Source organism: Billgrantia endophytica (assembly GCF_002879615.1).
GTDB classification, from domain to species: Bacteria; Pseudomonadota; Gammaproteobacteria; order Pseudomonadales; family Halomonadaceae; genus Halomonas; species Halomonas endophytica.
Map to the genome: position 1 here is coordinate 275,778 of NZ_PNRF01000028.1, position 12,121 is coordinate 287,898.

Genomic DNA, 12,121 nt, shown 5'->3' on the forward strand with positions numbered 1-12,121 from the left:
GGCCATGTGAACAGCATCCATCTCCGATGTTACAGGTCCTTGACCAGCCGCAGGGCATCGTAGATAGCCGCATGGGTGTTCCGGGACTCGACGGCATCACCGATCCGGAACAGCTGGAACCCATCGCCCGAATTGCGAATGACGGCCTGGGGTCTGCCGACGATCAGGTCCTCGTAGTTCACTTCGCCACCATTGCTGGAATGCGGCTTCAGCTCGAAATAGATGTCGGCCATCGGCGTGATGCCGTAATTGACCACCACCTGGTCGATGCGCCGCTCGTGGTCCAGGTCAAGGTAGTCGCTGGTGATCCTGGCGAGCAGTTCGCTGCCATCCCGCTGCACGGACTTCAGCCGGTAGGTGGGTGTGAAGGTGACGTTGGGGCGCTGCAGGGAGCGCATGTAGGGCACCAGGTTCATGGCCATGATTTCCGCCGAGAAGGTGCGGTCCGGGGTCATGATCTCGAGCTCGGCCTCCGTGGCGGCAATGACCTCCGCCGCCTGCATGGCGGCATGATCGCCGGCATCATCGAACAGCAATACCCTTTTACCCGGTGGCACGTGCCCGGAAAGGATGTCCCAGGTGTTGACCACCAGGTCGCTGCCGACCGTGGGCTGGTCCTCCATGGGGTAGCCGCCAGTGGCCACGATTACCACATCCGGGTTTTCCTGCAGCACATCCTCGACTTCCGCCCAGACGTTGTAGCGGATCTCGACGCCGAGGGCCTCGCAGCGTTCCAGGCGCCAGTCGATGATGCCCATCATCTCGCGGCGGCGCTCGCTCTGCGCCGTGAGACGCACCTGGCCGCCCGCATCGCTGGCGGCTTCCAGTACCACCACTTCGTGGCCTCGCTCACCGGCAACCCGGGCGGCTTCCAGCCCCGCTGGGCCGGCACCGATGACCACTATCCGGCGCTTCTGGGCTGCCTTGGAGATGGTGTGGGGCATGGTGGTTTCGCGCCCGGTGGCGGCGTTGTGGATGCAGTAGGCGGCGCCACCCTGATAGATGCGGTCGAGGCAGTAGTTGGCCCCGACGCAGGGGCGGATCTCCTCTTCGCGCCCTTCGACGATCTTGCGCACGATATGCGGATCGGCCATGTGGGCACGGGTCATGCCGATCATGTCGACCTTGCCCGAGGCGATGGCGTGGCGAGCGGTGGCGACATCCTGGATCTTGGCCCCATGGAAGGTGGGAAAATCCACCTGACGACGGATCTCTCCGGCGAAGTCCAGGTGCGGGGCACTGGGCATGCCCTGAATGGGGATCACGTCGGTGAGCCCCGGGTCGGTGTCGATATGACCGCGCACCACGTTGAGGAAATCGACCAGGCCGCTGTCCTTCAGGCGCTGCGAGATCGCCATCCCGTCGCTGGCCGTCAGCCCGCCCGGCAGCATTTCGTCGCCGGTATAGCGCACGCCGACGATGAATTCCTCACCGACCCGCTGGCGAATGGCACGCAGCACGTCGAAGGTGAAACGCAGCCGGTTGTCGAGATCGCCTCCGTAAGGTTCCTCGAGGGTATTGGTCAGCGGCGACCAGAACTGGTCCATCAGGTGGCCATAGGCCTGCAGCTCGATACCATCGAGGCCGGCGGCATGCATGCGTTCGGCGGCATCGGCGTAGTCGCGGATCAAACGCTCGATGTCCCAATCCTCGACCTGCTTGGGAAAGGCGCGGTGGGAGGCTTCGCGACGGTGCGACGCCGACACCGCCGGCAGCCAGTCGCCCTTGTCCCAGCGGGTGCGTCGGCCCAGGTGGGTCAACTGGATCATCACGGCGGTGCCGTGCTCGTGGCAGGCATCGGTCAGCTCGCTTATCCAGGGCACCACCTCGTCCTTGTAGGCCAGGATGTTGTTGAATACCGGCGGGCTATCCTTGGCCACCGCCGCGGAGCCGGCGGTCATGGTCAGGCCAAGGCCGGCCCTGGCCCGTTCGACGTGGTAGGCGCGATAGAGCGCCTTGGGCAACCCGTCCTCGGGGTAGGCGGGCTCGTGGGACGTCAGCATGAGCCGGTTCTTCAGGGTCAGGTGCTTGAGTCGGTAGGGGTGCAGCAGGGGGTCGTTAGCCATTTCCGGTGTCCTTGTCAGGGGCCTTGTTATTGTGTATTCGACAAAGCTAGCGAGAAATGTACATATGTGTCAATTTAAATGATAGTGGTGTACATGGACGGGCGAAGGGCTCCATCGGGGCAGGTCATGAGAGCCGCGGAAACGAGGTAATGAATGAACACCAAAGTCGGGAAAGGGCGGGCGGAAGACTGGCTGGATGCCGCCTATGAGCAACTGATCTCATCGGGCGTGGAGTCGGTCAGGATTCTGCCCTTGGCAAAAGCATTGAAGACCTCCCGAACGAGTTTCTACTGGTTTTTCAAGGATCGCGACGCTCTGCTGGATGGTCTGATCGAACGCTGGAAAGCGAAAAACACGCATGGCCTGATCAGCCAGACCGAGCGCTACGCCGAGTCGGTCGTCGAGGCCATGCTGAATGTCTTCGACTGCTGGCTGGATGAGACGCTGTTCGATGCCGAGTTCGAGTTCGCCGTGCGCTACTGGGCCATGCAGGCTCCCGAGGTCGCACGTGAGGTCGCCTCCGCTGATCGCAAGCGCATCGATGCCCTGACGCGGATGCTGATTCGCTTCGGCGATGAACCGCATTCCGCCAATGTCCGGGCGCGCACGACCTACCTGACCCAGATCGGCTATATCTCGATGCGTACCCAGGAAACCAAGGACGAGCGCATCGGTCGGGTGGCCGAATACGTTCAGATATTCACGGGACAGCCATGTCAGCGGCAGGACCTGGAGCGCTTCGCCTCGCGGCACACCTCACCGCTTGCCGACTGGATGAAGGCATACGACAAGGGGAGGGAGAGCAAATGTCTTCAGGCGCCGTAGGGCCCGTCAATCCGACTGGAATGGTTGGCATCGTCGGCGGTCATGGGTGGATGGGGCGCTCGCTGGGAAGGGCTCTGCTGGAAAAGGGTATCGTGCCCGCCGATCAACTGGTGGTCTCATCGCGTTCCGGGGCTGGCGAAACGTACCGTGGCTGGCCGGAGGTCCGCTGTGTTACCGATAACCGGGAGCTGGCCGACATGGTGGATGTCATCGTGCTCTCCGTGCGACCCGAGCATCTTTCCAGTATTGAGATCGAGGCACACGGCAAGTTGGTCATTTCTCTGCTGGCCATGGTTTCGCTGGAAGACGTTGCCAGCCGGGTGGGAAGCCGGCGGGTGGTGCGTGCCATGCCGAATGCGGCGGCGGAAATCCGACAAGCCTACTTTCCATGGTATGCCGCCGAGCAGGTCGGCGAGGCCGATAAGCGACTCGTCCAGGAATTGTTGCAGAGCTGTGGCAAGGCACGTGAGCTATCCGAAGAGCGCGAGCTCGACTACATGACGGCCCTGACCGGCGCGGGGCCGGCCTTTCCCGCCTTGATGGCGCACTCGATGCTGGAGCACGCCAGAGACATGGGGATACCCGACGATATTGCCCGGGAAGCCGTCATGCAGACGCTGGTTGGCGGATGCCTGGTGCTGGACAGCCTGGACGCCGCCCCCGGCGATATGGTCGAGCGGCTGGTCGCTTATGACGGCACCACGGCAAAGGGGCTGCAAGCATTGATCGATGGGGGCTTTCAACAGTTGCTGCACCGGGGCCTTGACGAGGCTCATCGGGCGGCAAGAGAGCCATGTGGGGTGAGGAAGGCGTAGCTCTACCAGCGCTCCGCCCGGCGGCACTGCTTGTGAATATGCTGGCGTTGCTGCTGCAAACGCACCCAGCCATTATCCTTGAGACCGGCGTGCTGCAGGGCCTGCTGCAAGGAGGGGGCATCGGCAAGGTCGGCGAGCGTGGCAGCCATGTCCTGGATCTGGCGTTTGACGAAGGGGGTAGCTGAAACGGCATTCCCGGGCGAAGGCTTGCCAGTCTCGCGGCAACAGCTGCATCGAGTTGAACCGCTCGCCCACCGAGAAGGCCAGCTCGGGGTTGTGGCCGAGCACGATGTTACCGACCAGATCGTACGCCGGAGCGATCTGCCATCGGCCAACGACAGGCGAGGGCGCCTGGCCGGGTCATCGGCATAGCGCTCGCGGAAGGCAGCCCATTGGCCAAGACGGTCGAGTTCGAGGGCTCGATAGTCGCCTTGGCCCTGCGATGACTGCTCCCGTGACGGTGGGGTCTGCCCACGGGGCAGGATCGTCAGGGCGCCGGCGCAGCCGCCGCCAATGGCGGCCAGCAGCGAGAAATCGTCATCGGGAATGCCCAGCCGTTTGATCAGGGCCGCGCGTGCCTGTTCTTCCGGCGGCAGGTTGCCAAACCAGCGATGGGCGCATTGCTCTTCCGGCCGCCAGATCCTCTGGCTCAATGGCAGGCTATGCGAAATGGCATGCCCCGTCGTTTGCCAGGCGTCGTCGTACTCGAACCCCATCAGCCGCCCATCGTCACCGCGCCACAGGGTGCCCACGTGCTGCTCATTGCGCCACACATGCAGCACGTCTTGTTGGCGTGTCACGGCACTGTCTCCTCGGGCGGGCAGGCGACCAGGTCGATACCGAGTGTATCCAGCACCATCATGATGCGCCCGAAGCCGCAGGAGTCGCGGCCATTCTCCAGTTCGCTCAGGAAGCGGATGCTCAACCCACACAGGCCAGCCAGGGTTGCCAGGTTCAGCCCCTGCTGCTTGCGTGTGCGACGAATCAATTGCCCGAGAGTCTGGGCGTCGTGGACCGTCACGGTGTTGGACTGTGGCATGGGATATGTCCCCGACCGGCTTGATGGCGTAAGAGCGTACGGAGAATGACTTTTCCCGATAGGGATAATTATATAAAAGGAAGCCGTTAATGCATGTGAAATTTCCCAATAGGGAAAATCTGGCAAAATTCATTCGAGTAAGCAATGCTTTTTCCCTATCGGGAAATAAAGGGGGCTGGGAGAAGCTTCAAACCGCAGTCAGGGCAAACCATGAACCGCTGCCCCTTCAAGGGCGATGCCTTGCTATTATGCCACTGAGCTTGAGAGCGAGACGCTCCCTGACGCCGCCTGGAGCTACATTCGGGCTCGACCGGGTAGGAGAAACTGATGATGGCGGGATGTTCGATATCCTCTCTCTCGTGGCAGGGGCGTTTGCTGGCGCTGGTGTGCCTGGCCGTGCTCGCTGGCTGTGTCGGAGTTCCTGCCACTGATGCCGTAGTCAACGCGTCGACGCCCCTCGAGATCACCGAGCAGGAGATCCATGCTGCCGACGGTCGCCGCCTGCTGCATATCGATGAGGTGCCGGGCGGCATCCGCGTGGACGCCGAGCACGAATTCGGCGCTTCGGGACGCTTCACCGATGCCGCATTATCGCCCGATGGCGGATGGCTGGCGGTGACCACGGATGGAGCCGCCCACGGTGGCGGCTGGTTGCTGGTGCTGGCGTCGCGCGAGCTCATTCCCGCCGCCTTCCAATATGGTGGCATCGTGACTCTCGGCCCATGGCGTGACGATGGACGATACGTCGTCTTCGTCCAGGAGGGACCGGTGCCGAATCGCATTCTGGTGGTCGTCGACCGTGAAGGGCACGGTGATACAGTGAGTGACAACTCCCGCTGGGTGCGTCTCCCTGTACATGACGAGGGGGTGCCCCCGGAGACCGAGTATCATGCCCTCGAATGGCATGCTGAGACCCTGCTGTTCGAGGTCGACGGGGCGCGCTATCGTTACGACCCCGGCAGCGCCGAGATCACTACCGCCGACTGATGGAGGCGACCGACAGAGACGGCTGAACCCAGGGAGACCCATGCCCACTCACCCCCAAGACGCCAATCTTGCCACCCAGGTACGTCAGATCCTCGAGAGCCTGCCTCGGGAACGTCTGCCGATCACCTACCAGCAACTCGCCGACGCCCTGGGGCTTCAGCCGCCGCGCACCATCCAGCGCGTCGCCCTGGCCCTGGAGGCCTCTATGCGTGAGGACATCGAGATGGATCGCCCCTTCATCGCTGCCCTGGTGGTCAGTCGTCGGGCCGATCTGCCTGCTCAGGGCTTCTTCGAGCTCGCCGTGGCACTCGGCCGCTTTCCCGCCGACCCCGCATGCCACGCCGAAGCCTATCGGGAAGAGTTTCGACGAGCGCTCGAGGGGTGAGAGGGAAGACCATTTCGTATCCGCATGACGACGTTCGGTGGAGTCTGCGAGATAGCTCCTGAGGCCTGGAGGGGATGACCCTTGCATGGCTTGCGTTACGCCTCGTAAGATAGAAATGATTATCATTGGTCTTTTCTCGGGCGACGCATGAAGAACGCCGTGTTGACAGATACTCCTGCGCAGCAGGTTCAGGCCCTGTACGTCGACCACCACGGTTGGCTGTGCGGCTGGTTGCACCGCAAGCTCGGTAACACGTGTGACGCGGCGGACATCGCACAGGACACCTTCATGCGCGTGCTCACCCGCCGGCAACCCCTGCGTCTGAACGAGCCGCGTGCCTATCTCTCCACCATTGCCAACGGCCTGGTCGTGGACTTCTGGCGCCGGCGTGCACTGGAGCGCGCCTGGCTCTGGCCTGCGCCGGCTCATCATCCTGCGGCGGGGCGGGCAGCGCACTCGTGTCAGCGTGCAGGAAGGGGCGGTGGAGCTGTACCCGGCGGAGGGTGGCGAGTCCGCCGTCGTGCATGTTGGAGAGAGTCGCTGGCTGACGGAAACGGGCAGCGTGCCGGCTGAAGCGCAAGGCTTCGAGGCTGGCGGCTGGGCCGAAGGCGTCATTGTCGGGCAGAACATTCGCCTGCAGGATCTGCTGTCCGAACTGTCGCGCTATCGACCAGGGCGCATCGTCTGCGACCCGAGCGTGGCTGAGCTGCGCGTGTCCGGCCACTTCCTGGTGGGGGATACCGACCGCACGCTGCAATTCCTTGCCCAGACCCAGCCGATCAGCGTCACCTACCGCACGCGATATTGGGTCGCGGTGGGGGCGTCGGATTGATTCGCTCATTTTTCCTCAAGACAGGTCGCGCAGCGCTTCGGGATGCTGTGTGGCGCGCGCAGCAGAGTGCGGGCCGCGCCAGTGGGCACTCGGCGGCCCTGCTCCCATTCCTGGAGCGTGCGCACACTGACGCCGATCAACTTGGCGAACTCGGACTGCGAGACGTCGACACGGTGGCGGGCCTGTTCAGGCCAGCACCAACGGGTGCGTGACGTCTGGTTCGAGCGGCTCGTGCCTGGAGCCGATATATAGCGGAGTACCCTCAAGCGGATAACTAGCGGTCACCATCTTAAGCCGCTATTCTGCACCTTATTAGTTGCTTTTAATCGTGAATCGCAACGAATAAGGTGCATTATGACACTTGGTGAGCAATTCAAGCAGCGGCGCGAAGCTTTACAGTTTACCCAGCAGGATCTAGCCAAGAGGACCGGCATGGTGCGTCAGCAGTACCAGCGCCTGGAGGCGGGCGGGAATCCCCGGCTATCGACTCTGGCTCTGGCAGCGGATGGACTCAACGCCAAGCTGATGCTGATCCCACTCGAAAAGTGGCATGCCGTGCAGGCGCTGTTGAAGGGCGAGACTGGCGAAGCACGGGGCCTCGATGCCGATCCCTGGCAGGGCCTGCTAGGTGATGAGGACGAACGCAATGGTGGATGAAGCGGTCGAGATGCTGAGTCTCGAGTTGCATGGCCAGCGCGTGGGCTATTTGGCCGGCTACCAGAGTGGGCGTAACGTACTGGTATTCGCTGACGCTTGGCGGCTCGATACTGCGCGTCCCACGCTTTCACTGTCCTTGCATCCCGATTTCCCCCGTGCTGGCGAACTGATGCAAATGCCCTGGATCCGTCAGCAGCGCCTCCATCCCTGGTTCTCGAACCTGTTGCCGGAAGGGGCGCTTCGCGAATGGCTGGCTCAGCGGCTCAAGGTGCATCCCGACAATGAATTTCCGTTGTTGGTGAGCCTGGGGAACGACCTTCCCGGTGCATTGAGGGTATCGCCAGTGAGCCCCGACGCGATGCCTGACTGGGTTCTCGACCACCGGCGTCGTGTCACCCCGGTGCGTCGTACCGCCGAGGTGGGAAGCGGCTTCTCGCTGGCCGGCGTGCAGATGAAGTTCTCCATGCGTGAGCGCAACGGACGCTTTCACTTTGGCCATGCCGATGAATTCGGCGACTGGATCGTCAAGACACCCTCGACTCGTCATCGTCAGTTACCCGAGAATGAGGCCACCGCGATGTGGCTGGCCCAGAGCGCAGGTGTCGACATTCCCGAGATTCGACTGATTCCGCTGAGTGCCCTGAAGGGCCTGCCCGCGATCAACCTTCCGGATGAGCAAGTCGCCTATGCCATCCGCCGTTTCGATCGCGAGGGTGAACGACGGATTCACGCCGAGGACATGGCGCAGGTGCTGTTTCGCTACCCCCACGAAAAGTATGACGGCCCCAACTACGAGCGAATAGGACGTCTAATGCGTGAATTCACGGTGGATGGCCTGGCCAGCGTGCAGGCCTTCGCGCGCCGTCTACTGGTCGACATTCTGCTGGCCAACGGCGACGCGCACCTCAAGAACTGGAGTCTTATCTACCCAGATCAGCGCACTCCTGGCCTGGCCCCTGCCTACGATATCGTCACTACGCTGGCCTATCTCGAGGGTGATCACCACTTGGCGCTCAACCTGAACGGGAAAAAGGATTGGTACCGGCTAGGCGAGGACGATTTTCGGCGCTGGGCTTCGAGCGTCGGTATCTCTTGGCCCGCCATTCGCACGGTGCTTAACGATACCGTGACACGTGCTCGCGATCGATGGCCCAACCAGCTAGAGGAAATGCCAATGGCTGAGGCCCACAAGACCATCCTCAAGCAACACTGGCGTAGCCTGGCGCCGGAATGGAGGATAGACGCGCCCCAGGCGTGACGCCGTCGCAATTCCACTCCGAGGGTTTTCGCGTTCACAACCTTTCCTTAATCCTGCCTTACTCTCTGCGACAAATGACGATGTGATGTGGGGCATCGATGCGACGGGCGCAATCGATGCAGGAGGGCTGGGGGATGTCGGGTGTGGAGTCGAGAAGAGGGCGGCGCGGCTGGCGGCGGTTCGCTTGGGGCGTGCTGCCGCTGGTGACGCTGATGCTGTGGTGGGGGTGGCAGCAGCGGGCGCCGCAGGCCGCCGTGCTGGCGACCGTGGAGGCCAGCCGGGGCGATATCGAGCAACTGGTCACGGCACTGGGCAAGCTGCAGCCCCGTGACTACGTGGACGTGGGAGCCCAGGTGTCCGGACAGCTGGTCAGGCTGCACGTGGCGGTGGGCGATCGCGTGGCCGAGGGCGATCTTCTGGCGGAGATAGAGGCCGACGTGCAGCAGAACCGAGTCGAGGCCGGGCGCGCCCAGCTGGTGGCCCAGGAGGCGCAGCTGGCCGAGCGCCAGGCCCAACTGGAGCTGGCGCGGCAGCAGTTCCAGCGCCAGCAGCGGCTGATGAACAACGACGCCACCAGCGAGGATTCCTACCAGGTGGCCAGGGCCACGGTGCTGACCACCGAAGCGCAGATCCGGGCCCTGGAAGCACAGATCGAGCAGAGCCGCTCCTCGCTGCGTGCCGAGGAAGCCGCTTTGGGCCATACCCGTATCTATGCACCCATGCACGGCACCGTGGTCTCCATGGAGGCGCGCCAGGGGCAGATGCTCAACGCCAACCAGGTGGTGCCGATCCTGATGCGTATCGCCGATCTCTCCAGCATGACGGTGTGGACCGAGGTCTCCGAGGCCGACGTGAGCCGGCTGAGGGTTGGCATGCCTGCCTACTTCTTCCCCCTGGGGCTGCCCGAGGCGCGTTGGGAGGGCGAACTGCGTCAGGTACTCCCGACCCCGGAAACGCTCAATAACGTGGTGCTCTACACGGCGCTGTTCGACGTGGACAACGCCGACGGCCGGCTGATGACCGAGATGACCGCCCAGGTGTTCTTCGTGCTGGCGGAGGCGCGCGACGTAGTTAGGGTGCCGGTCGCGGCCCTGGAGCGTCGCGGTGCGCCCCGCGACCGGGTCACGGTGGTCGGCGCCAATGGCGAACGAGAGCACCGCGAGGTGGAGGTGGGGGTCAGCGACCGCGTCCTGGCGGAGATCGCCGGCGGCCTGGAAGAGGGCGAAATACTGGAACTGCCTCCGCCGGAAAGCCGGGAGACCAGCACCGGAGGCGGGCCGCGCATGCCCAGAGGGCTGCTATGAACGCACCGCTGATCGAGCTGCGCGGGGTGCGCAAGCGCTACGTCAACGGTGAGATGGCGGTGGAGGTGCTGCGTGGCATCACCCTGGATATCCAGGCCGGCGAGTTCGTGGCCATCATGGGGGCCTCGGGCTCCGGCAAGTCGACCCTGATGCACATCCTCGGCTGCCTCGACCGGCCGAGCGATGGCGAATACCGCTTCAATGGCCGGGACGTGGCCGAGCTCGACGAGGAGTCGCTGGCCTGGCTGCGTCGCGAGGCCTTCGGCTTCGTCTTCCAGGGTTACCACTTGCTGGCTTCCGGCAGCGCCACCGAAAACGTGGAAGTGCCGGCGGTCTATGCCGGCCTGGCGCGGGGTGAGCGCCGTGAGCGGGCGCGGGAACTGCTGACCCGACTGGGGCTCGGCGAGCGTCTCGACCATCGCCCCAACCAGCTCTCCGGTGGCCAGCAGCAGCGCGTCTCCATTGCCCGGGCACTGATGAACGGCGGTCACGTGATCCTCGCCGACGAACCCACCGGCGCCCTGGACAGCCGCAGCGGCGCCGAGGTGATGGCGTTGCTTGGCGAGCTGGCCCGGGAGGGCCACACGGTGATCCTGATCACCCACGACCGTGAGGTGGCGGCCCATGCCGATCGGGTGATCGAGATTGCCGATGGCGAGGTGGTGAGCGACGACGGCGCGCAGGGGTGCGAAGCCGCCGCCGTCGAGCCGCCCTCCCTGGAGAATGCCTACTGCTCGCGGCGCAAGGCGGTGCCACTGGCCGAGGCGTTCGAGGCGTGCCGCATGGCGCTGAAGGCGCTGCACGCCAACCTGTTCCGCACCCTGCTGACGCTGCTCGGCGTAGTGATCGGCGTGGGCTCGGTGGTGGCCATGCTGGCCATTGGCGAGGGAGCCCGGGCCCAGGTGATGGAGCGCATCAGCGCCATGGGCACCAACCTGCTGGTGGTGCGCCCCGGCTACGAAGGCTTCGGCTGGCGTGGTCCCGAGGGCAACCCGACGACCCTGGTACCCCAGGACGCCGTGGCGGTGGCAGCGCTGCCCAACGTGCTGGCGGCGGTGCCGGAGAACGCCTCCAGCGCCACGGCCCGTGCCGCCGGGCGGGATACCACCACCCAGGTCACCGCCACCACGGCGGACTACCCGCTGTTGCGCAACTGGCATCCGCAGCGGGGCGTCTTCCTGAGCGACGAGGACCAGCGCCGCTACGCGGCGGTGGCGGTGATCGGCCAGACCGTGGCGCGCACCCTGTTCGGCCAGGCCGACCCGCTGGGGGAGTTCCTGCTGCTCGACAACGTACCCTTCCAGGTCATCGGGGTGATGGGCGAGCAGGGCGCCACCGCCTGGGGCGACGACGCCGACGACGTGGTGTTCGTGCCGCTCTCCACCGGTAGCCTGCGGCTCTCCGGCCAGCGCCACCTGCGCAGCGTCACCGTGGCGGTAGAGGACATGGCGCGCATGGACGAGACCGAAGCGGCGGTGGCGGCGCTGCTGCGCGAGCGCCACGGGGTAGAGGATTTCCGTATCCGCAACACGGCGGCACTCGTCGAGACCGCCACGGCGACCCAGAACACCCTGACCCTGCTGCTCGGCTCCATCGCCGCCATCTCGCTGCTGGTGGGCGGCATCGGGGTGATGAACATCATGCTGGTGAGCGTCACCGAGCGTACCCGGGAGATCGGCATTCGCATGGCGACCGGAGCCCGTACCCGCAACATCCTGCAGCAGTTCCTGGTGGAGGCGGTGGTGGTCTCGGCCATGGGAGGCGTGGTGGGCGTGCTGGCCGGGATCGGCGCGGGACTGCTGATCGGCGCGCTGGCCATGCCGGTGCAGTTCTCGATACCCATCATGGCGCTGGCGTTCGCCTGCGCCGCCGGCACCGGCTTGATCTTCGGCTTCGCCCCCGCCCTCAAGGCGGCGCGGCTGGATCCGGTGGCAGCCCTGAATGCGGAGTGAA

The 12,121-nt window shown here is 64.4% G+C and carries 13 protein-coding genes and 1 pseudogene; 10 read left to right on the forward strand and 4 right to left on the reverse strand.

Annotated elements, in window-relative coordinates; all coding sequences use genetic code 11:
- Positions 1–29 precede the first annotated feature (29 nt).
- Positions 30–2,066, reverse strand: a complete 2,037-nt coding sequence (locus C1H69_RS14525) for an oxidoreductase (RefSeq protein WP_102654094.1) — start codon at positions 2,064–2,066, stop codon at positions 30–32.
- Between the two features lie 153 nt (positions 2,067–2,219).
- On the opposite strand from C1H69_RS14525, the gene C1H69_RS14530 reads away from it, so the two are divergent.
- The gene (locus tag C1H69_RS14530; RefSeq protein ID WP_102654095.1) at positions 2,220–2,891 is read left to right on the forward strand and encodes a TetR/AcrR family transcriptional regulator; all 672 of its coding nucleotides are present in this window, start codon (positions 2,220–2,222) and stop codon (positions 2,889–2,891) included.
- Positions 2,873–3,706: a pyrroline-5-carboxylate reductase family protein gene (locus C1H69_RS14535; protein ID WP_165789490.1), complete on the forward strand. Its 834-nt coding sequence runs from the start codon at positions 2,873–2,875 to the stop codon at positions 3,704–3,706. Before C1H69_RS14530 ends, C1H69_RS14535 begins: the two co-directional genes overlap by 19 nt.
- Before the next feature lie 2 nt (positions 3,707–3,708).
- Here C1H69_RS14535 and C1H69_RS14540 read toward each other — a convergent pair whose 3' ends face one another.
- Together C1H69_RS14540 and C1H69_RS14545 are read right to left on the reverse strand one after the other, a co-directional pair.
- A complete protein-coding gene (locus C1H69_RS14540) occupies positions 3,709–4,506 on the reverse strand; it encodes a HipA N-terminal domain-containing protein (RefSeq protein ID WP_165789491.1) in 798 nt (265 codons plus the stop codon).
- A complete protein-coding gene (locus C1H69_RS14545; RefSeq protein ID WP_102654098.1) occupies positions 4,503–4,745 on the reverse strand; it encodes a helix-turn-helix domain-containing protein in 243 nt (80 codons plus the stop codon). Before C1H69_RS14545 ends, C1H69_RS14540 begins: the two co-directional genes overlap by 4 nt.
- 327 nt (positions 4,746–5,072) lie before the next feature.
- On the opposite strand from C1H69_RS14545, the gene C1H69_RS14550 reads away from it, so the two are divergent.
- From C1H69_RS14550 to C1H69_RS24170, 4 genes and pseudogenes are all read left to right on the forward strand, one after another.
- Entirely contained in the window at positions 5,073–5,732 is a 660-nt protein-coding gene (locus tag C1H69_RS14550; protein WP_102654099.1) for a hypothetical protein, read from the forward strand.
- 40 nt (positions 5,733–5,772) lie between these two features.
- Entirely contained in the window at positions 5,773–6,117 is a 345-nt protein-coding gene (locus C1H69_RS14555) for a hypothetical protein (RefSeq protein WP_102654100.1), read from the forward strand.
- A 147-nt stretch (positions 6,118–6,264) separates the two neighbouring features.
- Positions 6,265–6,450 (forward strand): annotated as a pseudogene (locus tag C1H69_RS24165) (sigma factor); the annotation flags it as partial.
- A gap of 1 nt (position 6,451) precedes the next feature.
- Positions 6,452–6,949, forward strand: coding sequence for a FecR family protein (locus C1H69_RS24170; protein WP_165789480.1), 498 nt, complete (start codon positions 6,452–6,454; stop codon positions 6,947–6,949).
- A 5-nt stretch (positions 6,950–6,954) separates the two neighbouring features.
- Here C1H69_RS24170 and C1H69_RS24610 read toward each other — a convergent pair whose 3' ends face one another.
- Entirely contained in the window at positions 6,955–7,215 is a 261-nt protein-coding gene (locus tag C1H69_RS24610) for a helix-turn-helix domain-containing protein (protein ID WP_422666903.1), read from the reverse strand.
- 88 nt (positions 7,216–7,303) lie between these two features.
- Between C1H69_RS24610 and C1H69_RS14575 the strand changes: the two genes are divergently transcribed.
- The 4 genes from C1H69_RS14575 (at position 7,304) to C1H69_RS14590 (ending at position 12,120) form a co-directional block, all read left to right on the forward strand.
- Positions 7,304–7,606, forward strand: coding sequence for a helix-turn-helix domain-containing protein (locus tag C1H69_RS14575; RefSeq protein WP_102654102.1), 303 nt, complete (start codon positions 7,304–7,306; stop codon positions 7,604–7,606).
- Entirely contained in the window at positions 7,596–8,864 is a 1,269-nt protein-coding gene (locus tag C1H69_RS14580; protein ID WP_240609959.1) for a type II toxin-antitoxin system HipA family toxin, read from the forward strand. The genes C1H69_RS14575 and C1H69_RS14580 overlap by 11 nt, the downstream gene beginning before the upstream one ends.
- A gap of 98 nt (positions 8,865–8,962) precedes the next feature.
- Positions 8,963–10,168, forward strand: a complete 1,206-nt coding sequence (locus tag C1H69_RS14585; protein WP_205738492.1) for an efflux RND transporter periplasmic adaptor subunit — start codon at positions 8,963–8,965, stop codon at positions 10,166–10,168.
- Positions 10,165–12,120 carry a MacB family efflux pump subunit gene (locus C1H69_RS14590; protein WP_102654105.1) on the forward strand — a complete coding sequence of 652 codons (1,956 nt, stop codon included), beginning with the start codon at positions 10,165–10,167 and terminating at the stop codon, positions 12,118–12,120. Before C1H69_RS14585 ends, C1H69_RS14590 begins: the two co-directional genes overlap by 4 nt.
- The last annotated feature ends 1 nt before the right edge of the window (position 12,121 follow it).